At 61.6% G+C, this 26,858-nt stretch carries 31 protein-coding genes and 1 riboswitch; of the genes, 3 read left to right on the forward strand and 28 right to left on the reverse strand.

The window, feature by feature from the left end; translation table 11 throughout:
- Positions 1-88: 88 nt before the first annotated feature.
- The 15 genes from lafA to lfgB all read right to left on the reverse strand — a co-directional run bounded on the left by lafA (position 89) and on the right by lfgB (position 12,494).
- Positions 89-928 carry a lateral flagellin LafA gene (lafA, locus tag LA321_RS04535; RefSeq protein WP_026456509.1) on the reverse strand — a complete coding sequence of 280 codons (840 nt, stop codon included), beginning with the start codon at positions 926-928 and terminating at the stop codon, positions 89-91.
- Positions 929-1,110: 182 nt separating this feature from the next.
- The gene (locus tag LA321_RS04540) at positions 1,111-1,386 is read right to left on the reverse strand and encodes a hypothetical protein (protein ID WP_042070847.1); all 276 of its coding nucleotides are present in this window, start codon (positions 1,384-1,386) and stop codon (positions 1,111-1,113) included.
- On the reverse strand, positions 1,386-2,669 hold the full coding sequence (locus LA321_RS04545; protein WP_042070849.1) for a motility associated factor glycosyltransferase family protein: 1,284 nt from the start codon (positions 2,667-2,669) through the stop codon (positions 1,386-1,388). Before LA321_RS04545 ends, LA321_RS04540 begins: the two co-directional genes overlap by 1 nt.
- Positions 2,670-2,712: 43 nt before the next feature.
- Positions 2,713-3,720 (reverse strand): hypothetical protein, encoded by a 1,008-nt coding sequence (locus tag LA321_RS04550; RefSeq protein ID WP_224212245.1) that lies wholly within the window; start codon positions 3,718-3,720, stop codon positions 2,713-2,715.
- Between the two features lie 13 nt (positions 3,721-3,733).
- On the reverse strand, positions 3,734-4,633 hold the full coding sequence (gene lfgL / locus LA321_RS04555; protein ID WP_026456963.1) for a lateral flagellar hook-associated protein LfgL: 900 nt from the start codon (positions 4,631-4,633) through the stop codon (positions 3,734-3,736).
- Positions 4,634-4,644: 11 nt separating this feature from the next.
- Positions 4,645-5,961 carry a flagellar hook-associated protein FlgK gene (gene flgK, locus LA321_RS04560; protein ID WP_042070851.1) on the reverse strand — a complete coding sequence of 439 codons (1,317 nt, stop codon included), beginning with the start codon at positions 5,959-5,961 and terminating at the stop codon, positions 4,645-4,647.
- On the reverse strand, positions 5,961-6,359 hold the full coding sequence (locus LA321_RS04565) for a rod-binding protein (protein WP_042070853.1): 399 nt from the start codon (positions 6,357-6,359) through the stop codon (positions 5,961-5,963). The genes flgK and LA321_RS04565 overlap by 1 nt, the downstream gene beginning before the upstream one ends.
- An 8-nt stretch (positions 6,360-6,367) precedes the next feature.
- Entirely contained in the window at positions 6,368-7,480 is a 1,113-nt protein-coding gene (gene fgIL, locus LA321_RS04570; protein WP_026456966.1) for a lateral flagellar basal body P-ring FlgIL, read from the reverse strand.
- Positions 7,481-7,488: 8 nt separating this feature from the next.
- Positions 7,489-8,157, reverse strand: coding sequence for a flagellar basal body L-ring protein FlgH (gene flgH / locus LA321_RS04575; protein WP_042025065.1), 669 nt, complete (start codon positions 8,155-8,157; stop codon positions 7,489-7,491).
- A complete protein-coding gene (gene lfgG / locus LA321_RS04580) occupies positions 8,157-8,942 on the reverse strand; it encodes a lateral flagellar basal-body rod protein LfgG (RefSeq protein WP_026456968.1) in 786 nt (261 codons plus the stop codon). The genes flgH and lfgG overlap by 1 nt, the downstream gene beginning before the upstream one ends.
- Positions 8,943-9,005: 63 nt before the next feature.
- The gene (lfgF, locus tag LA321_RS04585) at positions 9,006-9,740 is read right to left on the reverse strand and encodes a lateral flagellar basal-body rod protein LfgF (protein ID WP_042070855.1); all 735 of its coding nucleotides are present in this window, start codon (positions 9,738-9,740) and stop codon (positions 9,006-9,008) included.
- A 9-nt stretch (positions 9,741-9,749) separates the two neighbouring features.
- A complete protein-coding gene (flgEL, locus tag LA321_RS04590; protein WP_042070857.1) occupies positions 9,750-10,943 on the reverse strand; it encodes a lateral flagellar hook protein FlgEL in 1,194 nt (397 codons plus the stop codon).
- A gap of 19 nt (positions 10,944-10,962) precedes the next feature.
- The gene (locus tag LA321_RS04595; protein WP_042070859.1) at positions 10,963-11,673 is read right to left on the reverse strand and encodes a flagellar hook assembly protein FlgD; all 711 of its coding nucleotides are present in this window, start codon (positions 11,671-11,673) and stop codon (positions 10,963-10,965) included.
- 3 nt (positions 11,674-11,676) lie between these two features.
- On the reverse strand, positions 11,677-12,102 hold the full coding sequence (flgCL, locus tag LA321_RS04600; protein WP_042025062.1) for a lateral flagellar basal body rod protein FlgCL: 426 nt from the start codon (positions 12,100-12,102) through the stop codon (positions 11,677-11,679).
- A 2-nt stretch (positions 12,103-12,104) separates the two neighbouring features.
- Positions 12,105-12,494 (reverse strand): lateral flagellar basal body rod protein LfgB, encoded by a 390-nt coding sequence (gene lfgB / locus LA321_RS04605; protein ID WP_026457765.1) that lies wholly within the window; start codon positions 12,492-12,494, stop codon positions 12,105-12,107.
- A gap of 49 nt (positions 12,495-12,543) precedes the next feature.
- On the opposite strand from lfgB, the gene flgA reads away from it, so the two are divergent.
- From flgA to lfgN, 3 genes are all read left to right on the forward strand, one after another.
- The gene (flgA, locus tag LA321_RS04610; RefSeq protein ID WP_052445728.1) at positions 12,544-13,341 is read left to right on the forward strand and encodes a flagellar basal body P-ring formation chaperone FlgA; all 798 of its coding nucleotides are present in this window, start codon (positions 12,544-12,546) and stop codon (positions 13,339-13,341) included.
- Between the two features lie 78 nt (positions 13,342-13,419).
- The gene (gene flgM, locus LA321_RS04615; protein WP_026458467.1) at positions 13,420-13,695 is read left to right on the forward strand and encodes a flagellar biosynthesis anti-sigma factor FlgM; all 276 of its coding nucleotides are present in this window, start codon (positions 13,420-13,422) and stop codon (positions 13,693-13,695) included.
- Positions 13,692-14,135 carry a lateral flagellar protein LfgN gene (gene lfgN, locus LA321_RS04620; RefSeq protein ID WP_042070861.1) on the forward strand — a complete coding sequence of 148 codons (444 nt, stop codon included), beginning with the start codon at positions 13,692-13,694 and terminating at the stop codon, positions 14,133-14,135. Before flgM ends, lfgN begins: the two co-directional genes overlap by 4 nt.
- 23 nt (positions 14,136-14,158) lie before the next feature.
- On the opposite strand, the gene lfiJ is transcribed toward lfgN, so the two are convergent.
- The 13 genes from lfiJ to lfiN all read right to left on the reverse strand — a co-directional run bounded on the left by lfiJ (position 14,159) and on the right by lfiN (position 26,858).
- Entirely contained in the window at positions 14,159-14,572 is a 414-nt protein-coding gene (lfiJ, locus tag LA321_RS04625; RefSeq protein WP_026458465.1) for a lateral flagellar protein LfiJ, read from the reverse strand.
- Positions 14,573-14,578: 6 nt separating this feature from the next.
- A complete protein-coding gene (lfiI, locus tag LA321_RS04630) occupies positions 14,579-15,910 on the reverse strand; it encodes a lateral flagellar FliI-like assembly ATPase LfiI (protein ID WP_042025061.1) in 1,332 nt (443 codons plus the stop codon).
- Positions 15,903-16,595 carry a lateral flagellar assembly protein FliH gene (gene lfiH / locus LA321_RS04635; RefSeq protein WP_026458388.1) on the reverse strand — a complete coding sequence of 231 codons (693 nt, stop codon included), beginning with the start codon at positions 16,593-16,595 and terminating at the stop codon, positions 15,903-15,905. Before lfiH ends, lfiI begins: the two co-directional genes overlap by 8 nt.
- Positions 16,596-16,607: 12 nt before the next feature.
- Positions 16,608-17,636: a lateral flagellar motor switch protein FliGL gene (gene fliGL / locus LA321_RS04640; protein ID WP_042070863.1), complete on the reverse strand. Its 1,029-nt coding sequence runs from the start codon at positions 17,634-17,636 to the stop codon at positions 16,608-16,610.
- Positions 17,623-19,293 carry a lateral flagellar M-ring protein FliFL gene (gene fliFL / locus LA321_RS04645; protein WP_042025058.1) on the reverse strand — a complete coding sequence of 557 codons (1,671 nt, stop codon included), beginning with the start codon at positions 19,291-19,293 and terminating at the stop codon, positions 17,623-17,625. The genes fliGL and fliFL overlap by 14 nt, the downstream gene beginning before the upstream one ends.
- Positions 19,294-19,370: 77 nt before the next feature.
- Complete coding sequence (lfiE, locus tag LA321_RS04650) at positions 19,371-19,697, reverse strand: lateral flagellar hook-basal body complex protein LfiE (protein WP_026457266.1); 327 nt, start codon at positions 19,695-19,697, stop codon at positions 19,371-19,373.
- 3 nt (positions 19,698-19,700) lie between these two features.
- Positions 19,701-21,068 (reverse strand): sigma-54-dependent transcriptional regulator, encoded by a 1,368-nt coding sequence (locus tag LA321_RS04655; RefSeq protein WP_042070865.1) that lies wholly within the window; start codon positions 21,066-21,068, stop codon positions 19,701-19,703.
- 142 nt (positions 21,069-21,210) lie between these two features.
- A riboswitch (cyclic di-GMP riboswitch) is annotated at positions 21,211-21,298 on the reverse strand.
- A gap of 186 nt (positions 21,299-21,484) precedes the next feature.
- On the reverse strand, positions 21,485-23,560 hold the full coding sequence (lfhA, locus tag LA321_RS04660) for a lateral flagellar biosynthesis protein LfhA (RefSeq protein ID WP_042070867.1): 2,076 nt from the start codon (positions 23,558-23,560) through the stop codon (positions 21,485-21,487).
- 3 nt (positions 23,561-23,563) lie between these two features.
- Positions 23,564-24,700 carry a flagellar biosynthesis protein FlhB gene (flhB, locus tag LA321_RS04665; RefSeq protein ID WP_042070869.1) on the reverse strand — a complete coding sequence of 379 codons (1,137 nt, stop codon included), beginning with the start codon at positions 24,698-24,700 and terminating at the stop codon, positions 23,564-23,566.
- Positions 24,697-25,479: a lateral flagellar biosynthetic protein LfiR gene (gene lfiR, locus LA321_RS04670; RefSeq protein WP_026456146.1), complete on the reverse strand. Its 783-nt coding sequence runs from the start codon at positions 25,477-25,479 to the stop codon at positions 24,697-24,699. Before lfiR ends, flhB begins: the two co-directional genes overlap by 4 nt.
- A complete protein-coding gene (fliQ, locus tag LA321_RS04675; RefSeq protein ID WP_042025053.1) occupies positions 25,476-25,745 on the reverse strand; it encodes a flagellar biosynthesis protein FliQ in 270 nt (89 codons plus the stop codon). Before fliQ ends, lfiR begins: the two co-directional genes overlap by 4 nt.
- A 1-nt stretch (position 25,746) precedes the next feature.
- Positions 25,747-26,481 carry a flagellar type III secretion system pore protein FliP gene (gene fliP / locus LA321_RS04680; RefSeq protein ID WP_042025052.1) on the reverse strand — a complete coding sequence of 245 codons (735 nt, stop codon included), beginning with the start codon at positions 26,479-26,481 and terminating at the stop codon, positions 25,747-25,749.
- Positions 26,481-26,858, reverse strand: a complete 378-nt coding sequence (lfiN, locus tag LA321_RS04685) for a lateral flagellar motor switch protein LfiN (protein WP_026456147.1) — start codon at positions 26,856-26,858, stop codon at positions 26,481-26,483. Before lfiN ends, fliP begins: the two co-directional genes overlap by 1 nt.

A 26,858-nucleotide genomic window follows, 5' to 3' on the forward strand; every position in this document is an offset into this window, starting at 1 on the left:
GATGGCATGTCTGTGGCAAAAGGCCGGTTTCCCCTTTGCCCCAGACACGGCAAGAAAACGGGCCACCCGCAGGCGGCCCGCCACACCATTAACGCAGCAGGGAAGTTACCATGCCGGTCATCTGGTTGGAGTTGGACAGCACGGACATGCCAGCCTGCATCAGCATCTGGTTCTTGGTCATGCTGGTGGTTTCCTGGGCGAAGTCGGCATCCATGATGCGACCGTTGGCCATGTCGGTGTTCTCTTTCATGTTGGAGAGGTTGTTGATGGTGTGGTCCAGACGGTTGATGTTGGCACCGAAGGTGGAACGGGCTTCACCAATCTTCTCCAGCATGCCTTCCATCGCGGTGATCTGGGCAGAGGCAGTGCCAGCAGTCAGGTCGGCAGCGGCAGCGGTACTGATGGCGGTGTTGACGCTCTGAACCTTGGTGGAAGCGTCCATTTTCAGCACTTCATCCTTGCTGCCACCGATCTGGAAGGAAACGGCTTCTTTCTCGAACTTGCCATCTTTCTTCAGCAGAGCAGTGCCACCGAAGGTGGTGTTGTCACGGATGTTTTCCAGCTCTGCGCCCAGCTCTTTGAACTCGGCGTTCATGGCTTCGATGTCTTTGGTGCTGTTGGTGCCGTTGGCAGCCTGGGTAGCCAGATCTTTCATGCGCTGGGTGATGTTGGTCATCTCGTCCATGGCGCCTTCGGCGGTCTGCATCATGGAGATGGCATCCTGGGCGTTGCGCATACCGACTTTTTGACCGTTGGACTGGGCCTGCAGACGGGTGGCGATTTGCAGACCGGCTGCGTCATCGGCGGCGGAGTTGATACGCAGACCGGTACCCAGACGCTGCATGGCGGTGCCCAGCATCTTGTTGGTGCTGTTCAGCTGGCTCTGGGTGGTCATGGATGCGAAGTTGGTATGAATGGACAAGCCCATGGTGATTTCCTCTATGTGGGGCTGCGCAGCAGCTTGTTTGGTTGACAAAGAGTAAGGACGACCATGGCCCGCCAAAAATTGAGAATCCGGACCAGTTTTTTTTCACCCTGCGGCCGCACACGGCCTTCCAAATAAAAATGCCGGCACCGGGCCGACATTTTCTCTTCTTTGCCAATCCGTCCCTATGACAGCTCGGTGGCCAGCCGGTCCAGCAGCACCGGCAGTTCAAACTCCAGATAGTCGCACAGACCGAACCAGTCATGGCGCTCCTGACACTGTAGTAGCTGCTTGGAGAGGGCCAGCATCTCCCCCTGCACATCGGCAGACATCTGGGGCATGAAGGGGATCAGCAGTTGCAGCATGCGACCGCACTCATAGCAGGCGGCCTCATCCTGACCGGCCCGCAGCATGCCCGCCAACGCATCCGCCCCTGACTTGAAGCTCTCGATATCCAGCATCAGGCGAACTCCTCGTTATAGGTGGTACCCAGAATGCGGGCCCCTTCCCGGCTGCTGTTCATAAAGCGCACCCCGGGCTGCATCTTGATGTAGAGCTCCATATAGTTCAGATAGATACAGAAGCTCAGCAGGGTTTTTACCGGTGCACCATGACCGTTTGGTACGGTACGACGACCGTAATGGGACTGGGCCCCCAGCTGCCCCTCATCCCAGCCGGTGTGGCTCTTGTCTCTCGGATAGGCAAAGTCGGCCCCGAACAGGGTGATCTGCCGGGCTCCCATCTTCACCGCCAGATCGGTGGCGGGATGGATCACGCTGCCACCGGTAAACAGAGTGGCCCGTGGAGCGACCTTGTTGAGCTTGGCATAGCTATCCAGCTGTTCGTAGGCGCCGTAACGCGGCCCCTTCCAGCCGGAGAGTACGGCCTTGCTCACCATGGGGATGTAGACCAGGGCAATATCGTCAGACCATTCGGGGTGCAGGATCCCCTGATGAATGTTGATATCCACGCTGACCACTATGTCGGGCCGGATCCCGTGCTCCAGCAAGGGACGCAGGGCAGTATCCACGCTGATGAACAGGGGGCGGTTCGCCTGCTCCCTAATTTGCCTGAGCCTGGGCAGATGATCCGCCAGGGTGGGGCCGGTCGCCAGAACATAGACTTCCCGTCCCTTCAGGGTGTTGAACAGGCTGGCCACATCCCGATCCTGGCGCAGCAACTCGAGGTTGTCGTGCAGGCGATTGACGATCCTGTCGCTGGCATATTCGGCGTTGAACAGCTCGCGACGACTCTGGATCAACACCCGATCCCGGATCTTGGCGCTCTGTTCGTCGGCCAGCTCCAGCTCGGAGGCCAGGAACAGGAAGGGGGACATCACCAGCTCGTTCTCTTCCGGCAGCATCAGCCGTACCCTGGGGTCGGCCAGCCAGTCCCCCTGATCCGTCAGGTGCAGCACCAGCGCAAAGACGGCGGAGTTCATCACCTTGATGTTGAGCTGGCGCAGCCGTTTGCGGCGCAGCAACACCCTGGGCAGATCTCCGAGTCCGGTCCCGTACAGGGTCAGCTCGCCGAGATCCTCGGGAGCACCTGCGGCAATTTTTTCGGCCTCGCGTACCCTGTCATGACGGCTGGTCAGCTGGATGCCATTGATGACGAGGGTGGAGCTCAACCCTTCAATGAGTTCGGCCGGTACGGCATTGATGTCACAGCCTTGCAGATGGGCCAGCAGGCGCGGCCAGCGTCTGGCCAGCACCTCGGCGTGCTGCGGGAAGTAGTCAATCATGGTTTTGCTGCCACTTGATATGAGGTTTCGGAAGAGCGTCTCTTCAGCTCAGGAGTGCCACTACGTTCTGGCGGGAAACATTGGCCTGGGCCAGCAGGCCCGACATGGTGCCGGCAAAGCCCCCTTCCCTGAGCTGGCTGGCCAGCAGCGACTGGATCTGTTCCAGCTCCGCCGGGGTGGCCGACTGGGTGCGTGCCTTGACCTGAGCCAGCTGCTTGACCATCTTCTGGCGAAACTGCTTGAGATCGCGCACCGAGTGTTCGATCTCCGCCAGCATCCGTTGCAGCCGTTGCCGCTCCTGGCGCAGCTCACCCTGACTGATCCCCTCTCCCAGCCGGGTCAGCTGACCCGCGGCAGCCTTGAACTGGATTGGCACAGGGTTGCCCGCCGGGATGCGGATCCCTTCGCCACTGATCAGCACGGGTTCATCGAGCTTGCGCCGCTGGTTGTCGGCGATGGAGAGCTCCAGCTTGCCCAGCTCGTTGAGCCGGGCCTGGATATGCTCCTTGCGCAGCGCCTGATCGAGGCGACCGACGGCCTCCTTCTGGCTGGCGCCGGCAGGCAGTTGCACTTCCACCGCACTGCCACTCTGGGGAAAGGAGAAGACCAGTCGTTCGTTGCCATTGCGGGGGGAGAGCAGATCCAGCTGATCGGCACTGTAATTGATCCGGCTTTCGTTCGCCGACGCCAGCAGGCGCGGCTTGAGTTCTGCGGTCAGCGGCCCCTGGGGCTGGATGAGCTGGGCTTCCATCTGCTTGAGACGGCTGGCGATATCGCTGCCGGCCACGCTGCGTTGTGACAGCTGCTGCTCGACCCGCTTGAGCTCGCCCCAGATACGGCTGAGGGCCTGTTCGCCCCCCTGGGCATGGGCGATCCTTTGCTGGGCCACGCTCATCAGGGCCCAGCGATCCAGCTTGGTGACATCGGGGGCCCGAAAAGAAGATTTCTTGCCAGAATGAAGGGGTTGCTCAGCCTCCGTCCGCCCCTGTAATCTGGGGTGCGCGGGGGTCTCTGCTATCCCGCCGGCTCGGGTGGCCTGGATCTTCATCATGGTTTCTCACTTGTTACGGCATGTAGTTGAACAGGCTGAGCCCGTTCACTTTGACAAACGCCTGCTGCTGTACTTGCAATGCCATCAGGACATGAGCCTGCTTGGTCACCGCACTGGCATAGTCAAGGGACTCAATCTGGTTGCTGAGTTCCTTGCTGTAGATGCCCTTCTCTTCATGACCTTCATCGACCTGATCGAGCAAGTTCATGCGGGCGCCTATATTACTCACCATGTCGCTGATGTCATCCTGCAGGGTGGCACTGCGATCCAGCATGGCACCCGCTTTCTCTCCCGCATCCGGGGCACCGCTCTCCAGCGCCGCCACCGTCTCATCGAGCTGCTTGAAGAAGTCGCCATCATCGATGAACAGCTTGTCGGCGGTCTGGTTCAACCCTATGGTGACCCCCTTGGCGATAGTCACCTCGCGCACCAGGCCATCACCCTTGTAGCTGTAGCTGCCATCGGCCTCTTTCACTATGGTGGTGTTGTTCACCTGGCTGCCGGCAAACAGGCTGGAGCCACTCTCGTTGCGCGCGTTGGCCAGATCCAGCAGGCCATCCTTGATGATGGCCATCTCGCTGGCGGCGGCCCGGCGGTCCTCATCGGACATGGAGCCGGTGGCCGCCATCTGGGTCAGATCCCGCAGGCGCATCAGCATATTGGTCATGCTGTCGAGCTGGATCTCCCCCTGGGAGAGCTGGCTCTTGGCGTTGGCGATGTTCTTCTGGTACTGCTCCATCGCACTCTGTTCCTTGTGCAACCCCAGCAGGCGCACGCTGCCGACCGGATCGTCGGACGGCTGCAGAATCCGCTTGTTGCTGGCGATCTGGCGATCGAGGCGGGCATAGTCCCCCAGTCCCCGTTGCAGGTTGTCGAGCATGCCAAGCTGGATCTGGTTGGTACTCACGCGCATGACGATGCTCCTTAGAACAGGCTGAGGATGGAGCCGAACAGCTGGTCGGCGGTGCTGATCACCTTGGCATTGGCCTGGTAGAGCTGGGTGTAGGACATGATCTTCATCCCCTCTTCATCCAGGTTGACGCCACTGACGCTGCTGAGGTTGCGAGCCAGCTGCTTCTCCATGTTGGCGTCCGCCTCCATGGTGGCCTTGGCCTGACCGCTCTTGACCGCCAGGTCCCCCAGCAGGGAGCTGTAGGCGTCGTACTGGGCGTCCTTGATGGTCAGCATATCCTGCAGGTTGCTGTTGTCCCCCGCCCCGCCGGTCTTGGCGAAGGCCAGATCCGAACCGGTGAAGCCATCGGCCAGACGCAGGGTCCCGGCAGGATCCAGCGGGTCATAGACGAACATCGCCTTGCCCGGCTTGCCGTTCAAATCCACCCCGGCGATCTGCACCTTGTTGAAATCATCCGCCAGCTGCTTGGCGATCTGGCCGATCTCGTCCCGCATCGGGCGCAGGGTGTTGGCACGATAATCGAGGATGCCCGCCAGGCTTCCCCCTTGCAGGGAGGGGATCTCGAAGGTTTGTCCGGCAAAATCCAGCTTGAGCTTGTCGCCGGTCAGTGCGAGGCGGCTGGCGCTGCCTCCCACCACCAGCGGCTGACCTTGCGGCAAGCTGAGGGCATAGGAGCCATCGCCCTGGCGGTTGACCCGCACTTCCACCAGACCGGAGAGTTCGCGCACCACCTGATCCCGGCTGTCTTCGAGGGCCGAGGTGTTGACCCCCTTGCTCTGCTGATCGGCGATCTGCTGGTTGAGTTCGGCAACCTGGTTCAGGTAGCTGTTGACCTGCTTGACCGAGCTGCCCAGCTGGTCGTCGATCTGCTTCTCCTGGGTCAGCAGACTCTCGTTGAGCTGGCCGAAGCGGTTGATCAGGGCACCCGCCGAGCTGACAATCTGGCTGCGCTGCGCCGGGGTTTCCGGGCTGTCCACCGCGGCACTCAGGGCCGAGAAGAAGCTGTCCAACCCCTTGGAGATGTTCATCGACTCGCTGCCCAGCAACTGCTCGGCGGTGTTGATGTACTGGTAATGAGAGAGGGAGGAACCGACGGCAGACATGCCACGCCAGTGCTGGGTCACCATGTAGGCATCGGTTATCCGTCGAACACCGTTGACCACCACTCCCATGCCGTTGTCCATGCGGCCGAAACCGGCCAGAGTGCCCATGGTGGCCTCCTGGCGGCTGTAGCCGGCGGTATCGACGTTGGCAATATTCTGGGCGGAAACGTTGAGGGCTATTTGGGCCGCGCTCAAACCGCTAAAACCGATATTGATCAGTGACATCAGTCAACCTTCTTCATTTTTGCCGAATTCAGAGGCTGGCTGAATGCAGCCAGGGTCTGGGAGTCTGAAGCGACCACGGGCTCGACATTCTTTAGCGCGCCCCCCAACTGGCTGACCATATGTTCCTTGAGCCCCAGACCGCCGCGCTTGACCATGCTCATGGCCAGCTGGCTGTCGTACATGTCGCGGTAGAGGCTCTCTCCCTTGATCAGCTTGTCCTCTTCATCCTGCATGGCATCACTGGCCGAACGCATGTGCTTGAGTACGGTTTGCAGAAAGCTCACCTCGAATTGGCCTGCGGCCGCCTCGAGGGCGGCCCGCTGGTCCGGATTGCTTTTGATCTGCTGAAGTTCGTTGAGATCCTGATAGAAGCCAGGCTCGCTCGTAATTCTGGTCATATGAATCCTTAAATAACCACCAACTCCCCTTCGAGAGCACCCGCTTCGTCCAGCGCCTGCAGAATTGCCATGATGTCATCCGGCGTGGCGCCAAGGGAGTTGACTGCCTTCACGATCACCTCGAGGGAGGTGCCTTCCGGCCAGACAAACATGTTCTTGCGTTCCCGATCGACCTGCACCCGGGAGTTGGGCGTGGTAGTAGTCTGGCCGTTGGAGAAGGCATTGGGCTGGCTGACCGTCTTGCTCTCGCCTATGGTCACCGTCAGGCTACCATGGCTGACAGCAGCCTTGCGCACCTTGACCCCCTGCCCCATCACCACGGTACCGGTTCGGCTGTTGAACACCACCCGGGGACGCTCTTTGCCCGTATCGACCTGGATATCCTGCAGCAGGGCCATGAAGGAGACCCGCTGGCTCTCGTCCTTGGGGGCCATCACCTGGATGCGCCCCGCACTCACCGCCCGGGCGACCTGCCCCAGCTGCTGGTTGATGGCACGCTCGACGTTACGGGCCGTCTTGAAGTTCGGCTGATGCAGGTTGAGGGTCACCTCCGGCTTCTCGGTGAAGCTGCTCTTCACCTCCCGCTCTATGGTGGCCCCGTTGGGGATGATGCCTGCGGTCGGCACATTGATGGTCACCGACGAGCCGGACTGGCCTTCCGCCTTGACCCCGGCCACCACCAGGTTGCCCTGGGCGACCGCATAAACTTCGCCGTCAATGCCCCGCAGCGGCGTCAGCAGCAGGGAGCCCCCGCGCAGGCTCTTGGCATCACCGATGGACGTGACGGTCACGTCCACCAGCTGCCCCTTGCCCGCCAGCGCCGGCAGGGTGGCCTGTACCGAGACCGCCGCCACGTTCTTGAGCTTGGGATCTATGTCTTCCGGCAGCTGGACCCCGAACTGCTTGAGCATGTTGGTCATCGACTGGCCGGTGAACTTGACCTGCCCCTTGTCACCGGTACCGGACAGGCCGACCACCAGGCCGTAACCCACCAGCTGGTTGGTACGCATCCCCTGCACATCGGCGATGTCCAGCAACGGCCGCTTGGCCGGCGCCGGTGCAGCCGCCTGGGCCAGCCAGGGCAGGCAGAGACAAATCAGGGGAATAAACCACTTTTTCATGTCAAACCTCAAAATGGCGCAAAGGCCGAGCTGAAGAACCTCGCCAGCCAGCCCATCTGGTTGCTGTCGGCCAGGGCACCGCGTCCGGCATAGGTGATCCTGGCGTCGGCGATGCGCTGGGAAGAGATGCGGTTGCTCTGGTCGATGTCTTCCACCCGCACCATGCCCCCGAGGCGGATATATTCATCCCCCTGGTTGAGGCGGATCCACTTCTCGCCGCGGATCTCGAGCACCCCGTTGGGGTAGACATCCGCCACCGTCACCGTGATGGCCCCCGCCAGGGTATTCTGCTGGCTGGAGGTGGCGCCGCCATCGAAATCCCGATCGGCACTGACGCTGGCCCCCCAGTCCGGCCGCAAGGTACCACCGATGGAAGGGGCAGGCACATTCATGCTGCTGTTCTTGCTCATGCTGGTGTTGGCCTTCTTGCTGGACTGGGTCCGCTCCTCCAGCATCACGGTCAGGATGTCGCCCACCCGGTAAGCGCGGCGATCCTGGAACAGGGTCATCATGTAGTCGCCACGGTAGAGCCCGCCGTCTTCACCCTGGACGTTGGCGATCATCTTGGATCGGGAAGGGGCCCACTTCTCGTCACCGGGCTCGGGCGCCTTCAGTTCATAGGTGGCACAGCCCCCCAGCAGCAGTACCAGCCAGATATAACGCAGCAACGCCATCATCAGAGCGCCTGGGTCACGAACTTGAGCATCTGATCGGCCGCAGAGACCACCTTGGCGTTCATCTCGTAGGCACGCTGGGTAGTGATCATGTCGACCATCTCCTCCACCACGTTGACGTTGGAGCTCTCCAGGGTGAACTGCTTGATGGCTCCCATTGCCTCCTCGCCCGGCACCCCTTCGATGGCCTCGCCGGAGGCACCGGTGGCACGGTACAGGTTCCCCCCGAGGGCTTCCAGACCCGCCGGGTTGGCGAAGTTGGTCAGGGTGATGCGACCCAGTTCGACGTTCTCCTGCTGGCCCGGCAGGGTGGCGCTGACGGTACCGTCCGTACCGATCGACACCTTGGTGGCGTTGTCCGGGATCTCGATCTGCGGCACCATCGGCAGGCCGTCGGCGTTGACCAGCAGGCCATCGGCATTGCGGTGCCACTGGCCGTTACGGGTATAGGCCGTCTCGCCGTCCGGGCGCTCAACGCCGAAGAAGCCAGCCCCCACGACTGCCATGTCCAGCTCCTGGTTGGTGTTCTGGAACTGGCCGGAGGTGAAGACCTTCTGGGTGCCGACCACCCGCACACCATTGCCCATCTGGATGCCGATCGGGGCCTCGTTCTGCTGATCCTGCTGGGCTCCTGGTTGGCGCTGAACCTGATAGAACAGATCTTCAAACGCCACGCGATCGCGCTTGAAGCCGACCGTGTTGACGTTGGCCAGGTTGTTGGAAATGCTGGCCATCTTGGTATCTTGCGCGGCCAGACCCGTCTTGCCGACCCACAGTGCTGCGTGCATCTTGTCTCTCCATTCGTTTGCTGGCCGCCAGACCCTTGCCCGACGACCGGAATAATCCGGCTATCAGCCTTGACCCGAGATGAGGCGTGCCCCCTGGCGGGCCTGATCATCGGCGCTCTTCATCAACTTGACCTGCAACTCGAAGTTGCGGGTCAGCGCCATGCTGCTGACCAGTTCGTCCACGGCATTGACGTTGGCCCCTTCCAGAAATCCGGAGGCCATCACCACCTCGTCACTCATCTCGGCATCCTCGCCCTGACGCTGGCGGAACAGGCCGTCCGGCCCCTTCACCAGTTCACGGGTGTCCGGATTGACCAGCTTGAGCCGGCCGACTTCGAGGCGGGCACCGCCCCCCGGCGGGGTGACGCTGAGGATACCGTCCTTGCCGAAGTGGATGTCGCGGTAGGCGGGCAACACCAGCTCACCGCCATCACCCAGCACGGGGCGACCGTTGAGGGTGAGCAGGCCGTCGGCATCCTGGGTCAGGTTGCCGGCCCGGGTGTAGGACTCCTTGCCATCGGCGGACTGTACGGTGAAGAAGCCATCGCCACGGATCGCCACGTCCAGCGGACGACCGGTCTGCATCAGGACACCGGCCTTGAAGTCGGTACCGGCCAGCTCTTCCCGCGCCATCACGCGACTCTGGTAGCCGTCGCCGGTCAGGGCAAGAGCCGAGACGCGCTCGAAGTCGGCCCGAAAACCGGCCGTGTTGACGTTGGCCAGGTTGTTGGCCCTGATCTGCTGTGCCATCAGGGTGTGTTGCGCCCCCGACATGGCGGTATAGATAAGCTTTTCCACGGTTCAGCCTTAGAAGGAGTTGAACAGGACCTGGGTCATCTTGTCAGCGGAGCTGATGGTCTTGGCGTTGGCCTGATAATTGCGCTGGGACGTCATCAGGCTTACCAGTTCACCGGTCAGATCCACGTTGGAACCCTCATAGGCACCGGCAGTCAGGTTGCCCAGGGTGCCCGAACCGGGAACGCCCAGCACCGGCTGGCCGGAGCTGAAAGACTGCTGCCAGGTAGTGTTGTTGGTCTGCAGCAGGCCGTTGGGGTTGGCGAAGTTGGCCATCACCACCTGCCCCTGCAACAGGCTCTGCCCGTTGGTGAAGGTGGCATACACGCCACCATCGGCATCCACCCGCACGCCGGTCAGATCCCCGGCGGTATAGCCGTTGGACTGGTTGCGGGTCGCGTTGAAGTCGGATGCGTACTGGCTCACCTTGCTGATGTCGACGGTGAGCTCAAGGGGGTTGGCACCCGGCGGGGTCAGGGCCAGCTTGGGCATGGCGGTAGGCGTGGCCAGGGTACCATCCTTGTTGAAGGTCAGCGCGACCGGCGCCTTCAGATCGGTGCCGTCGAAGGTGTAATGCACGGTCCAGCTGTTGTCGCCTGTCTTGACGAAATACTGGGTCACGCTGTGTTCGCTGCCGAGGGAGTCGTAGACCTTGCTGGTCTGGGAGTAGCTGTAGCTCTCGCTCTTGGCCGGATCGAACGGGTTGGCAGTCGGGTCGATCACGCTGGCATCAGCCTTCAGGTTGGCGACGAACTCCAGGGTATCGGAGGCCTTGGCGGGCAAGCTGCCGGCCTGAACCTGGATATCCCCGATCACCCCGGCCTGCAACTCGCCCGCCGCGTTGGTGGAATAACCCTGCAGGCGGGCGCCGTTGGCAGCCACCAGATGGTTGCTGGCATCACGCTGGAACATGCCGGCGCGGGTGTAGGAGCTCTGGCCGTTGGCCTCTTTCAATACGAAAAAACCGCTGCCGGAGATGGCCAGATCCAGTCCGCGCCCGGTGCGCATCAGGTCGCCGTTGCGCTCGAAGTTCTGGGAGACGTTGTTCATCTCCACCCCGCCTGCCTGGCCACCGCCATAAATGGCGGCGAATTCGGCACGGCTGGATTTGAAGCCGGCGGTGCTGGCGTTGGCCACGTTGTTGCTGATGACGCTCAGCTCCTGGTTTACGGCGCGCAGGCCGCTCAATCCGATATTGAAAGACACGGGTTCAATCCTCTGTTAGTTACGCCGACTTGCCAAACTGAACTGCGCTGAAGAGGGGAACTTCACCCACCCCGGCGACCTGCAACATGATCTCGCCCGTTCCCGGTAGCGACACGCGTTCCACTGTGCTGGCAACATAATTCTTGGTAGTGACCGCGGCCCCATCCATGGATGCCTTGACCTCGAAGCTGTACTTTCCGGGCGGCAGCGCGGGCAGCTCATAGTCGATCGCCCCCGGTTTGCTCTCGCCCCAGCTCTGGCTGGCCACCTGCTGGCCATGCTCGTCGAACACCTTGAGCTCGATCTGGTTGGCTGTGCTGGGCAGTTCGATCTGGCCGCGGATCGCCTGCTCTTCGGAGAGCTCCAGCGTACCGCTGGGTACCATCACTTCCTTGTCGATAAGGTCGGTGCTCTGCAGTACCTGCTGGGTGTCCATCATGGCGATGGACTGCTGCTGCAGGATCTTCAACCCTTCGACCCCCTCCACCATGCTGAACTGGGCCAGCTGGGTGACGTACTGGGCGCCGTCGAGGGGATTGGTCGGATCCTGGTTCTGGATCTGGGCCACCATCATCTGGAGAAATTCATTGCGCAGCTGAACGCCCTGGCTGCCTTGGGAACCCTGATTTCCCTCGGTTTGTCCCGCATTGTTTGAGGCTATCTCCGGGGTGGCGCCAGCGCGCTGGCTGCCCCGAGCACTGTCCAGATTGCTGACTTGTGGCAGGCTCATCGGTTAGACCCCCTGACCAAGACGCAGCAGCCCCTGCTGCATGCTGTTGACTCGGTTGATCACCTCGACCGAGGTCTCGAAGCCACGGGAGGCGCTCATCATGTCGGCCATCTCTTCCACCACGTTGACGTTGGAGTAGTAGACATAGCCATCTTCATCGGCGAGCGGGTTGGTGGGCTCCATGCGCTTCTCGACCATGCGGTCGGACTGCACTATGCCGGCGACCTGTACCTGGGCCGCACCCAGTCCTTCAGCGTCCTGAACGCGCTGGTAGAGGGTGGAGAAGACAGGTTTGATCGCACGGAAGGCGCTCTCTTCGCTGCTCGCAGCGCTGTCGACGTTGGCCAGGTTGGAGGCGACGGTGTCGAGTCGTACCGTCTGAGCCCGCATGGCGCTGCCCGCGATGTCATAGATCTTGTTGAATGACATGATTAACGTCCCTCGATCGCCTTGGCGATCCCGGTGATTTTCATATTGAGAAAGGTCAGGCTGGTCTGGAAATCGGTGGCGTTGTTGGCAAACTTGCTCTGCTCAACGCTCAGTTCGGCCGTGTTGCCATCCATGGATGGCTGATAGGGAATGCGGTATAGCGGGTGACGCATCTCGTCGGCCATGCTGCCCTGAGTGATGGCGGCGCTTTCGTCACCGCGCGCAACTTGCCGTGCGACCCCGTTCAAAATCGTCTTATAATCCACATCCCGCGCCAGATACCCCGGGGTATCCACGTTGGCCAGGTTGCCAGCCAGAATACGGGCGCGATCCGCTCTGACTTCAAGCGCATAGGGGTGCACGCCAAGGGCGCGGTCAAACGAGAGGCTCATGTTTTATCCTTTTCCATCAATCGGACCGATGCGGGTGTTATCAAGAGTCATGCCAATCCTGACAATCCACGCCAAGGGCGGCCTCGCGCCGGTCCGGGGGCAAACCGGCAACCAAGAGGTGGAAGCCAGACTTCCTGCATGGAAATCCGGGCTCGCTCTCTTCCTGCTGCTCGGCAGCGTTAATGCACACGCGGCCCAGACTCTGGCTGATGAGCTGGAGGATGCCCTGATCCGGGACGCCCGTACCACGCTGGAGGAGTACGTCACGCAGCAAGGCTGGCCCACCCCGACCGCTGACTATCAGGTCTGGCTCTCGTCGGCGGTGGCCCACCTCCCCCCCTGCGAGCAGCAGGTGCAGTTGCAGGCGGGCGGTCAGTATCGCCAGCCCTGGGGACGCCGCCCCTATCTCATCACCTGCCTGAGCCCGAGCTGGCAGTTGCGGGGCCGGGTGGAGGTCAATCTGACCCTGCCGGTCTGGGTGGCCGCGCAGGACATCCAGCGCGACGTCCCGATCACCGCAGCGGACGTGCTGGTGCAGGAGCTGGACGTCAGCCGCCTGCAGCGGGGATTCATCCCCGCCAACCAGTCGCTGCAGGGTTACAAGAGCAGCCGCCATCTCAGGGCTGGCCATCTGCTGGGGGAGCTGGATTTGCAGAAACCCTGGGCCATCGAGAAGGATCAAGGGGTACTGATCCGGGCCAGCGATGGCTCCTTCTCCGCCACCACCCGGGGCGAGGCGCTGGAAAACGGGGCCATCGGGGATGCCATCAAGGTCAGAAACAGCCGCTCGGGCAAGGTGATCCAGGCCTGGGTCGTCGGCCGGGGGGAAGTGGAAACCCGTTTTTGACCTTCCGCCACGATTCGATTCAAGTTCAGCGTGACTTGGGTCGCCTATTTCAGGGTAAGACCATCAGGAAGCCAGATTATGAAGATTACTCGCACCGATCCGCTCTATAGCCAGCCCCAAGCGGCCCGCAAGCAGGAAGCACCGGCGACCCAGGCACCGGCCAGCCAGCCCCGGAGCGATGCCAAAATCAGCGCCACCGCGCAATCCGTGACCCAGGCCAGTGCGCTCCTGAGTACCACCTCGGATGTGGACATGGACAAGGTGAACCAGATCCGCCAGGCCATCAGCGAAGGCCGCCTGGAACTGGACATGGACGCCCTGAGCCAGGCCATTGTGGACATGCACCGCCGATGAGCCTGACAGCCAAGGAGCGGGTACGTGAGCTGATCGTCGGCATCCAGCAGGATACCGGACGCTATCAGGAGCTGGAGCAGGTGTTGCAGCGCCAGCACGCCCTGTTGGCAGCCCATGACGTGGACAGTCTTGCCACCCACAACCAGCAGCAGAACCGGCTGATGGCCCAGGTGCAGTTGCAGGCCCAGCAGCGCTGCCAGCATCTGATGGCGCTGGGGCTCAAACCGGATGAAAAGGGGATGGCCAAACTGATCGCCAAGCTGCCCGACAACCTGCAGCGCCAGGTCGGCGCGCAGTGGCAGCAGCTGGAGCACTCCCTGAAACGCTGCCTGCACCAGAATGAACTCAACGGCCGCCTGCTGGCCGGACAGATAGAGACAATCCAGACCCTGCTCGGCCAGGAGCCCGGCTACGGTCAACCGGACGATTTTCGCGACTGAGCAACCCTTCCTGATGTGAGTGCTCAGCCTCCCCTGGCGAGATAACGCAGGCTGGCCAGCTCGTCGAGCTGATGCTGATCCCGCTTCTCCTGCTGTTGCTGCCCCTGCGCCGCCCGGCGCGCCAGCAGCAGCTCAAGTCCCTTGACCCGGCCCACCTGCTGTCGCATCACCCCTTCATGATGATCCAGGTCCATCCTGGCCAGAGTCGACTGCTGCACCTGATGGGAGAGCATCTTGCGCAGCTGGCCATCCATCTGCTGACGGTTCTGCCACAGCAGGGGATGAAACGGCTCGGCACCGGGACGCAGGGCGGCGATCACCTCCTGCAGCTTGTGCGCCCGTTGCTCTTCCTGCAACGCAATCTCGCGCAGCCGCCGCCGCTCCTGACCCAGCTTCTCCAGCTCATCCTGTTGCAATCCAAGATACGACTTGAGCATGACGACTTACCCCTGTCCCAACACCTGCTTGAGGCCCGCCATCACCTGCTGGAAGGGCACTTCCTCATGAAGCCCCTGTTGCAGGAAGGCGGCGATGGCCGGATAGCGCTGCACCGCCTCATCCATCTGCGGATCGGCGCCGGGCTGGTAGCCGCCCAGAGGCAGCAGTTCGCGCACCTGCTGATAGCGCCCCCACAGCTGGCGCAGCGTTACCGCCAGTTGCTGCCACTCGCCCGGCACCACCTGGGGCATCACCCGGCTGACCGAGGCGCCGATATCGATGGCCGGATAGTGCCCCTCCTCCGCCAGACGGCGGGTCAGCACTATGTGACCATCCAGGATGGCCCGGGCGGCATCCACCACGGGATCCTGCTGATCGTCCCCTTCCGCCAGCACCGTATAGAAGGCGCTGAGGCTGCCATCCGGATGGGTGCCGTTGCCGGCCCGCTCCACCAGCTGGGTCAGCATGCCAAAGACTGAGGGGGGATAGCCGCGGGTCGCGGGGGGTTCCCCGACCGCCAGCGCGATCTCGCGCTGGGCCTGGGCGTATCGGGTCAGGGAGTCCATCAGCAGCAACACGTCCTGCCCCTGCTCCCGGAAGTATTCGGCGATCCGGTGGCAGAGCTGGGCAGCCCGCAGCCGCATCAGGGGAGACTGATCGGCCGGCGCGGCGATCACCACGGCCCTGGCCAGCCCTTCGGCCCCCAGACTGTGCTCGATGAACTCGCGCACCTCCCGGCCCCGCTCCCCAATCAGCCCCACCACCACGATCTGCGCCGCCGTGTTGCGGGTCATCATGCCGAGCAGCATGCTCTTGCCCACCCCGGAGCCGGCAAACAGGCCGAGGCGCTGGCCCTTGCCCACCGTCAGCAGGCCATTGATGGCACGGATCCCCACATCGAGGGGCTCGCGCACCGGCACCCGCAACAGCGGGTTCGGAGGCATGGCAAACAGGGGAACCGGCTCCCCCGCCTCGGGCAGGGGACGACCGTCGAGTGGCTGGAGCAGGCCATCGAGCACCCGCCCCAGCAGATGGGAACCGATGCGCACCGTCTCCTCCCCCTCGACCGGTTCGACCCGGGCGCCGGAGTAAAGACCGCTAATCGGCTGAAGAGGCATCAGGAAAGAGACGTCGCGGTTGAAGCCGACTACTTCGGCCAGCAAGGGAGCCCCGCCGGCCGTGCTGACCCGGCAACGCTGCCCCATCACCAGCTGGCAGCCCACCACTTCAAGGGTCAGCCCGGTGACTCGCACCAGGCGACCATAACGACGAAAGGAGGGCAGCTCATCGAGGTTGTCGAGCGCCGAGGTCAGCGCCCGCTGCAGAGCGTCATGCATCCTGGGTGACGCTCAGCGAGCTGTTGACCTGCTCGATGCAGGCCGTCAGACGGGTGCTGGTACTGACTTCCACCACGGCAGCCCGGGTCTCGATGCGGGCGTCGCCCACCGCCAGGGCCGGATCCACCTGCAGGGGCCACCCTTCGCAACGGGTCACGCCCTGCTCCAGCAGACGTTCGCGATCCCCTTCGTTGAGGTAGATCACCAGCTCTTCGGGATCGGCTGGCAGGGTCGCCAGCGCCTGTTCCACCTGATGCAACACCTGCTGCGGGTTGAGGGTGAACTCGGCCATGATGACCCGCCTCGCCACCTGCTCCACCAGCTGGGCGATCAACGCCTTCTGCTGCTGCATCTTCTCCTGGGTCAGGGCGCTCCACTGCTCCTGCAGTTTGGCAAAGGGAGCCATCGCCTTCTCGAACTCGGCACGCCCCTCTGCCAGCCCCTGGGCAAAGCCCCGGGTCTGTCCCTGTTGCAGTCCCCGACTCTCCCCCTCCTGCAGGCCGCTGGTCAGGCCCTGCTGATAGCCGGTCTGATAGCCTTCATCATGGCCCTGCTCCAGCCCCTGCTGATAGCCGTATTCGAACTGTTCCTGCTGGTTCTGGGCCTCTTCGCCACTCTGGCCCAGGGCCGGAAAGCGGTACAGACGGGTCGCCCCAGGCTGCAACTTGCGCAGATGGTGACTCATGGTTGCCTCCTGTTAGCTGACCGTGGGCTCTTCGAACAACATGAACTCGATCTCGCCCTGCTCGACCAGTTCGCGCACCAGTTGCATGACCTCGGTGCGGGCCTGTTCGACCTTGCGCAGGGAGACGCTGCCCTGATTCTGGATCTGGTCGTCGAGCGCCTGGGCCATCCGCTTGGGCATGGCGCCCAGCACCACCTTGCGGAAGCTGGCCTCGGTATTCTTGAGCGCCAGGGCCAGCAGCTCGCTTGGCAGCTCCTGTACCAGACGCTGCAGGGTTTCGTCGCTCTGGCGGCGCAACGCCATGAAGTCGAACATGTTCTTCTCGATCTCGATGGCCATCTCGCCATCGTGTTCGCGCAGCAGGGAGAGCATCTGCTCCTTGTTCCCCTGATAACGGTTGAGAATATCGGCGACCTGGCGAACCCCGTTGACCTTGGCACCGGCCTGATCGGCTACATAGGCCAGGCAGCGCTCCAGAGTCAGACGCAGCTCGCCCAGCACATGCTCGCTCACCGTGCTGAGGCCGGCGACCCTGACCAGCAGGTCGTCGTGAACCGAGCCCGGCAGGGCATCGAGTACGGCCGAGGCGGTCTGGGGTGGCAGGAAGGCCAGCAGTACCGCCTGCATCTGGGGGTGCTCGTTGCGAAAGAAGCGGGCCAGCACGTCGGCCGGCACCCACTGCAGACGCTGGATATCCTGGCTCATCACGTCGCCATACAGGCTGTCGAGCAGGCTGCGGGAGAGAGACTGGCCGAGGGCCAGATCCAGGGTCTGTTCCAGATACTCCCGCGATGCACTGCCGATACCGCTCTGCTCGCGGTACTGGTTGAAAAACTGCTGCAGGGTCCAGCGCGCTTCCATCGAGCTGACGCCGGGCAGCCCCGCCATCTTGGAGATGAGGCGCTGCACCTCGTCCCGGGAGAGCTTCTGCATCACCTTGGCGGCCGCCTCCGTGCCCATGCTCAGCAGCAGGATGGCGGCCTTCTCGAGGTCGTCGATGTCAACATCGACCGCATTCTGGTTCAGGTTAACGTTGTTCATTGCCACTCACCCATGTTCTGATCACTTCCGCCACTCTGGCGGTGTCCTTCTCAACCAGCAGCTGGAGGTGCTTGAGCTGGACCTCCAGCTCCGAGCCAGGCTCGGGCAGCGAATCCATGTCGACGGCGGCGAAGTGCGGCTGGCCGGCACCTTCCGAGCGGATCAGGCTGTTGGACATGGCCGTCGCCGCCTCATCCTCTTCATCGCCGCTGCGGCGCATGGCGAGACCGACGGTCGGTTCCTGCTCCTCTTCCTGTTCCACCGTCTCATCGACCGGCTGCTGGGTACGCACCAGATGCTTGACCAGAGGACGGATGCCGAAGAAGACCAGTGTCAGGCCCAGCAGACCGCCAACCAGATAGCGCAGGGAATCCTGCCAATAGGGGGTTTCCCACCAGCTGGACTCGGGGATGGTGACCGCCGGGGCGCCGGTGAAGCTGAACACCTGCAGGCTGATCTGGTCACCGCGCGTCTGATCGAAACCGACGGCGCGTTCCACCATCTGGCGGATCTGCTCGAGCTGATCGGCATTCCAGCCCTCCTTGGGGGCAATCTGCTGGTTAAGCAGCACGGAGACGTTGATCTTCTCCAGCCGGCCCTGCTGATAGCGGGTATGTACTATGGTGCGGCTGTTCTCGTACTGCTTGGTGACTTCCTGACGCTCGGTACGCGCATCCCCCTTGGAGGGCGCCTCCTTCTCCTTGCCATCCTCGGCCGCATTGGCGGTCGTCTCCGGCGGACGATTGGAGAGGGCCCCCGGAATGCCGAGTGCCAGGGAGTCGATGGTCTTGTCGGACTTGCTGGACTCACGGGTCAGCACGCCGGACGGATCGAGCTGCTGCTGGGTCTCTTCCACCGCATTGAAATTCACATCCGCGGCGATCTGCACCCGGAAGTTGCCGTTGCCCAGCATGGGGATCAGCATGTCGTTGGCCCGCTGACGGATGTATTGCTCCAGCTTGCGGGTGTACTCCATCTGCTGCACGCTCTGCTTGCCGAACGTGGCCTTGTCGCCCACCTCGGCACTGAGCAGCTGGCCGGCCTGATCGACCACGGTCACGGCGCCGGGCTTCATGCCGGAGATGCTGCCCGCCACCAGGTTGGCGATGGCCTCGACCTGACCGGGCTCGAGGGACTGGCCCGGCTGCAGATCCAGCATCACGGAGGCGCTGGGCTTCTCTTCATCCCGACCGACGAACAGGGTCCGCTTGGGGATCGCCAGATGTACCCGAGCACTGCGGATCGCATCGAGAGAGATGATGGTTCTGGCCAGCTCCCCTTCCAGGGCATGGCGATAGCGTGCCCCTTCCATGAATTCACTGGTGCCGAGACCCGTCACCGCATTGAGCCCTTCCAGCCCGGCGGGCATGGCGGCACGCACCCCGCGCGCGGCCAGCGCCATGCGCACAGGAGCCAGCTGGTGTTCAGGCACCAGGATCTGCCCTGAGCTCTTCTCCAGCCGGAACGGTATCTGCTCCTTTTCCAGCATCTCCATGATGTTGGCGGTGTCGTACAGTTCCTGCTTGCCGTAGAGCGGGACGTAATTCTTGCTGGAGGTCCAGAGGATCACCACTATGGTGCCGGCGACGATGGCAGCCAGCAGCGCGATGGTCAAAATGGATTTGTTGTCGCGGGATAGATTGCGCCAATGCCGCAATCCCTCTTGCAACCTGTCTTTCAGCGAGCCGTCCTGTTCCCCCGGCCTGGATGTCACGAGTTCAGTCATCTGTTACCTCAGAGCGGCATGCGCATGATGTCGTCAAACCCGGTCATCAACTTGTTGCGCACCTGCATCAGGGCGGAAAAGCTGAGGCCGGCCTTTTGACTCGCCACCATGGCACCCACCAGATCATCGCTCTGGCCGGTATCGACAGCAGCCATCAAGCGGGACGAGACATTCTGCTGCTCGTTGACGCGACCGATGACATCCTGCATGGCGTTGCTGAAGGAGACTTCCGGCGTGCCGTTTGACTCGATGGAAGGCGCCTGGCTGGCGACACGCTGCATCTCCTGCATCTGCTGCAGTAGTGTTACTTGTGATGACATCATTTCAATCTTCACTCTTTATCCCTCTGCTTGAATCTGCCGTTCGATATCAATGCCTTGCTCACGCATTGCCGCCAGCTTGTATCGCAATGCCCTGGTCGTCATCCCGAGCGCATCCGCGGTACGGGTACGATGGCCACGAAAGCGACGCAAGGTTTCCAGTACGAATTGAAATTCCGCATTGCGGCGGGTCTCGCTCAACCCGTCGCATGACCCCACCAGGTCAACAGGCGCACTCTCGTCATCCTGCTGATCGATGGGCAACATCAAATCGATCGCCTGTATATGCAAACCCCGAGCCATGATCAACGAACGCTGGATGACATTGTCGAGCTCGCGCACATTGCCAGGCCATTGATAAGTAACCAGTTGCCGGGCGGCGGCCTCGCTCAGACGGTAGCCCTGACCGGGGGCATGCTGCTCGATGAAAAAGCGGGCCAGCGGCAGGATATCTTCCGGCCGCTCACGCAGGGCGGGCCAGCTGATGGGCAGCACATCCAGCCGATAGAAGAGGTCTTCGCGGAACTGTCCTTCCGCCACCAGGGTGCGCAGTTCCTTGTTGCTGGCGGCGATGATCCGCACGTCGAGGGAAATGGTCTGGTGGCTACCGAGGCGCTCCACCTCTTTCTCCTGCAGAACGCGCAGCAGCTTGGTTTGCAGGGGCAGGGAGAGTTCGGAGATCTCGTCCAGCAGCAGGGTCCCCCCCTGGGCCAGCTCGAACTTGCCGGGCTGGGCACTGGTGGCGCCGGTGAAGGCCCCCTTGTTGTGACCAAACAGGATGGATTCCAGCATGGCTTCGGGGATTGCCGCACAGTTGATGGCGACGAAGGGCTTGCCCGCCCGGCAGGACATGTCGTGGATATAGCGGGCGAGGCACTCCTTGCCTGTGCCCGACTCGCCGCCGATCAGGATGGTGGCACAGGTCTTGGCCGCTCGCCGTGCCAGCTGGAGTACCTGCAGGCTCTTGTTCGAGACGGCGACCAGGTTCGGGATCTTCTGGCGCAGGCGCAGGCCACACTGAATGGTTTCCAGCAGTTGTTGGGCACTGAAGGGTTTGACAATGTAGTCGATCGCGCCGGCACACATGGCTTCGGCAGCCAGATTGGCCTGGTTCTCGTTGACCAGAATAATAGAATCAACACCGGCAAACGATTTCAATATTCCGGGGCCAGCTTCCGTCATGGCATCCATGTCAAATAAGATGAGACCCGTGCGATTTTTATTAACAAAATCGCCAACCTTATTTACTGAATTAACCCTGACTACCGGATATCCATGCCCTGACAATATGTCTGCAGTGTGACAAGTTGCAGCAAATTCCGGCTGCACTAACAAAATAGGCAGGTTCGAGACATGATGTTCCCGTATTTCATCAAATACGGGCATATTATTATCATTCATTAATGTCAGACACCCTTGCTGATGGATTTAGCAATAAACCAAGCATGAGTCGTCAAAACGCGCACCCACAGTCCAAAAAAGGACCGTGTTATTAAAGTAAAACCATGATAACCAAGATGATTGGCTGTCTGGCAACCCCGCTGTCATAAGCATTACTGCTGTTAGACCGGTAGCTTTGCGTCCTGACTTTTCAGTTCAGTTTGCCCTTGTCCTGTGACAACCCTTTCAGGGATGAGGCGCCTGGAAGAGGCGAATCCATTCAGTGTCGGACACTAATGATATATTAGTGTTCAACACGACGAAAATTGTCAAAAGCTGTCACATAATAACTTCTTTAAATTGCATAGCAAGTAAGCATGCGGAAAAAAAACTTCCCACAGGAATCCCTTCCTGAACATAAATTATCCAAGAGTGCCTATTACTTCGACTCTTAAATCTTCGGGAACCTCATTATATGAGAGTACTTTGAGGCCTTTGGCGAAAGAACGGGCATATCGGGCCATTAATGGCCTCAATTGCGGCATGACTACCAATACGGGGGCATGACCCAGCTGCTGCAACTGCTCCTTCACCAACGGCATGTTTTGCTGCAACTGGCCAAGCAGCTGGGGATCGACCGGGAAGCTGTCCAGCTGGATCTTGCCCTGCTGCTGGGCCTGGTTCATGGCGGCCAGCAGGGTCTGCTCCAGCCGATCGTCGAGGGTGAAGGTAGCCAGCACGTCCCGCGCGCCGATCGACTGGCGGACGATCTGCCGTTTCAGGGCGCAGCGCACATCGGAGGCGAGCAGAACCGGATCCTTGGTCAGCTCGCTGGCGTCGAGCAGGGTGGTCGCTATGGTCCGGATATCGCACAGGCTGACCTGATCCTTGAGCAACTGGCGGAAAACCCGCAGCTGCTGCATCTGGGTCAGCGCCTGATTCAGCTCCTCTGCGAGACGGGGAGACTGGTTGGCCAGGAACTGGCCCAGCTTGCCCACCTCGTCATGACCAAACAGGGTATCGAGCTGCTCGCGCAGCAGCTTGCTGGCGTGGGTCGCGATCACGGTGGCCGAGTCCACCACCGAATAACCCAGGTTGAGGGCCTTGGCCTTCTGTTCCGGCGAGATCCAGACCGCACTCATGCCATAGGCAGGATCCTGGGTCAGCTCACCATCCAGAGAGCCATAGGTCTCACCGCTGCTGATGGCCATCAGCCGCTGGCAATCCACATTGCCCCCGGCCAGCGACACGCCGGAGAGCTTGATGCGGTATTGATCCGGCTGGAGCTGCAGGTTGTCCCGCACCCGGATCTCCGGCAGCAGGAAGCCATACTGTTCGGAGAGGGTCTTGCGAATGCCCCTCACCCGGGCCAACAACTCGGCCCCCTTGTCCTGCTCGGCCAGCGGCACCAGGCGATAACCCAGCTCGATGGCCACCGCATCCACGGTCGGCAGATCGCTCCAGTCCAGTACCTGCTGTTCAGGCTGGGTCAGCTGGCGACTCAGTTCCTGGACGGCGTCCAGATCCGGTTGCTGCACACGGCGCTTGCTGACACTCCAGCCTGTCCAGGCCAGCACGGCAGCAAAGCTGAGGAAGGCCAGCATCGGCATGCCCGGCACCAGACCCAGGATCAGCATGATGGCGGCGGCGGTATAGATGACGCGGGGGGACGCCAGCACCTGCTGTCCCACCTGCTCCGACATCTCACCCTCATCGCTCACCCGGGTCACTATGATGGCGGCAGCCGTCGACATCAGCAGGGACGGGATCTGCGCCACCAGACCATCACCAATGGTCAGCAGGGCGAAGCGCTGGAACGCCTCTCCCACCGGCAGCGCATGCTGGAAGATACCGATGGCCAGACCGCCCACCAGGTTGATGATGAGTACCAGCAGGCCGGCGATGGCATCGCCGCGCACAAACTTGGAAGCACCGTCCATCGCACCGTAGAAGTCCGCCTCGCGGGCGATCTCCTCGCGGCGGATCCTGGCCTGATGCTGATCCAGAATGCCGGCATTGAGATCCGCATCGATGGCCATCTGCTTGCCGGGCATGGCATCCAGGGTGAAACGGGCCGACACCTCCGAGATCCGCTCGCCCCCCTTGGTGATCACCACGAAGTTGATGATCATCAGGATAACGAACACCACCAGACCGACCACATAGTTGCCGCCGATCACCACTTCACCGAAGGCCTGGATGACCTTACCGGCGGCATCTCCCCCCTCGTGGCCATGGAGCAGCACGACACGGGTAGAGGCCACGTTGAGGGACAGCCGCATCAGGGTCGCCACCAGCAACACGGTCGGGAAGACCGAGAAGTCCAGCGGACGGCGGGCCGATACCGAGACCAGCAGCACCAGCACAGCCAACACTATGTTGAACGTGAACAGGGCGTCCAGCAGCCAGCCCGGCAGAGGCAGGATCATCATGGCCAGGATGGCCAACAGCATCAGCGGGATGGCTGTGTAGGATTGGGTCAAGATACGCCAGTTCAAAACTTACCTCTCAGGTTGACGTAATTCGGGCGGCACATGCAGGGGAGCAAGAGGTCTTGGCTTCTTGCCCTTGCCTGCCTGATAGGCCCGCAGCTGCAATACATGGTTCAATACATAGGCCACGGCGGTGAACAGGCCGGCCGGAACCTCCTGATCCACCCGGGTGGAGTAATAGATGGCCCGGGTCAGGTCCGGCAGGCTCATCACCGTCTTGTCGTGTTGTTTGGCCACTTCCCGGATCCGCGCTGCCATGCTGTCGACCCCCTTGGCAATCACGAAGGGGGCATTGGCCCTGGCGGGATCATATTTGATGGCGACCGCATAGTGGGTCGGGTTGACGATCACCACGTCGGCCTGGGGCACCCGCTGCTCGATGCGCGCGCGCGCCAGCATCCCCTGCACCTGACGGATCTTGGCTTTGATCTCGGGCCGCCCCTCGCTGTTGCGGTGTTCGTCCTTCACCTCCTGCTTGGTCATCCGCAGCTGCTTGTTGAGGGACCAGCTCTGGTAGGGGACATCCAGCACCGCGATCAGCAGTTGTACACTGCCGAGCAGGATAAAGGCCTGGGAGAGGATCCGCAGCGCCTGCTCCATCGCCAGCTGGGGCGGCATCCGGTTCATCATCAACAAATGGGGCCACTGGTGTTCCAACATCATGGCCAGGGTGCCGCCGATGAGCAGCATCTTGAGCAAGGATTTGACCAGCTCCATCAGGCTGTGATGGGAGAACATCCTGCCCAATCCTTTGATCGGGTTTAGCTTTTCGCCACTTGGCAGCAGTTTTTTCCAGGTCAGCACCAGGCCGCCCGGCACTATGCTGAGCAGGATCAGCATCAGGGCAAGAAACCCAAACAGCGGCAGCAGCACCCAGAGCATGTTCAGCAAAGCCTGTGCCAGCCACTCGGTCATCATCGCCGGGCTACGCTCCCCCCGCCAGTCGAAGCGAATGGGCTGGCGCATCAGCTGTGCAAAAAACTGGCCAAAGGCAGGCACCATCCACTGCATGACCAGACCGCCAAGCAGCAGCAAGCCTGCCGAGCTCAGCTCCTTGGAGCGGGCGATCTGCCCCTCTTCCCGTGCTTTCTGCCGTTTCTGGCCGGAGGCCTCTTCGGTTTTGTCCTGGGCACTGCTCTGGCTCATGAGGGAGTCAACGCCTTCAGTTGTTCCAGCACATAGGTCACCAGATCAAGGTAACGGGCGGGGACGCCGCCAATGGAGAGCGCCATGGTCAGCAGCCCCAGCAACAGGGTCATGGGAAAACCAAGCGAAAATATATTGAGAGAAGGGGCGGTACGGTTCATCACCCCGAAGGTAAGGTTGACCATCAACATGGCGACCACAGCGGGCAGGGTGAGAATGAGCGCCGCCCCGATCGACCAGCCAAGCAGGCCGACGACCCCCTTGATGTCGAGCAAATCCAGGGAAGAGCCGGGCGGCCAGCTGCGCAACCCCTGCACCAGGATATCCAGTGTCACCAGATGACCATTGAGCCCGAGAAACAGCAGGGTACAGAAGATCAGCATCAGCTGGCTGACGATGGGGGCCGTATCCCCGTTACTGGGGTCATTCATCACCGCCATCGCCAACCCCATCTGCATGGAGAGGATCTGCCCCGCCATGGTCAGGATCATGAACAGCATCTGGACACAGAGTCCGAACAGCAGGCCAAACATCAGTTGCTCGATGGTCAGCACGATTGCCCCTGCACTGAAGGGATCGATCACCGGCAGGTCGTGCATCATGGGGGCCACCAGCAGGCTGAGAATAAAGGCGAGCAGCAGACGCACCTGGGGCGGGACGCGGCCATCTCCGAAGAAGGGCATCACCCAGAAGGCGGTCGCGATGCGGATGAAGGGCCACCACCACTGCCCCAACCAAGCCGTCAGCTCGGCCGCACTGAGGGACAGCAGCGAGTTCATCCTATCAGCCCGGGGATCTTGAGGAAGAGTTCATGAAACAAAGTGGTGATCTGCGACAACAGCCAGTTGCCGGTAAACATCAGGGTCATCAGGGTCACGATGAAGCGGGGCAGGAAGCTGAGGGTCTGCTCCTGGATCTGGGTAGCGGCCTGAAAGATGCTGACCACCAGGCCGACGATAAGGCCGGGCACGATCAGCACAGACACCATGGTCACCACCAGATTGACGGCCCCGCCTACCAGGGCAACGCTCTGCTCCGCCGTCATCTCAACCCCCTCCCCCGAAACTGGCAGCCAGGGTGCCCACCGTCATGGACCAGCCATCCACCAGAACGAATACCATCAGCTTGAATGGCAACGAGATGATGAGAGGAGAGAGCATCATCATCCCCATCGCCATCAACACGCTGGCCACCACCAGATCGATCACCAGAAACGGAATAAACAGCATGAACCCGATCTGGAACGCCGTATTGAGTTCGCTGAGCACGAAGGCGGGCAGCAGTATGCTGAAGGGCACCTCGGATTTCGCCATCTTGGTCGGCTCACCGGCGATCCGCATCATCTGCTCCAGGTCCGGCTCGCGGGTCTGGGCCAGCATGAAGCGACGCAGTGGCTTCTCGGCGCGGGCGACCCCCTCAGACAGGGTGATCTCGTTCTGATCGAAGGGAACGAAGGCATCCTGGTAAATCTCGGTCCAGACCGGCCGCATGATGAGCAGGGTCAGGATCAGGCTGATGCCGATCAGCACCCGGTTCGGTGGACTCTGCTGCAGACCCAGCGCCTGACGCAAAATGGCCAGCACTATGATGATCCGGGTAAAGCTGGTCATCATCAGCAACAGCGTCGGCAACAACCCGAGCAGGGTCATGAAGAAGAGGATCTGCAACTTGATGTTGTAGTCCTCCCCCCCGCTGGCGCTCGGCGAGACCGAGAACAGCGTCATGTCGGCACCCCATCCGGGCAGTGCAAACAGCAGCAGGGTCAGCGGCAGATAGCGCATCAGTCGTCGACGCCACCCAGCAGGTTGGTGTCGATTACGTCGACCAGACGCAGGCCATACTTGCCGTTGACCACCACGACTTCGCCCTTGGCCAGCAGGCGGCCATTGACCCGCACATCCAGCGGTTCGCCCGCCAGCTTGTCCAGCTCGATCACGGCCCCTTCCTCGACTTTCATCAGATCCCCCAGCGGCACTTCAGTACTGGCCACTTCCAGGGTGACCTTGACCGGGATCTGCCGGAAGAAGGAGAGATCCCGCTGCTTGCTGTTGCTGGTCGGCGCCATGTAATCCGCCGCACTCGGCATGCTGATATCGTCGCCAAACAGCTGATCCAGTCCATCCAGGTCCAACGGGTCATTCATCGTTTGCTCGCTCAT

The sequence above is a fragment of the Aeromonas enteropelogenes genome (genome assembly GCF_020097295.1).
Taxonomy (GTDB): domain Bacteria; phylum Pseudomonadota; class Gammaproteobacteria; order Enterobacterales; family Aeromonadaceae; genus Aeromonas; species Aeromonas enteropelogenes.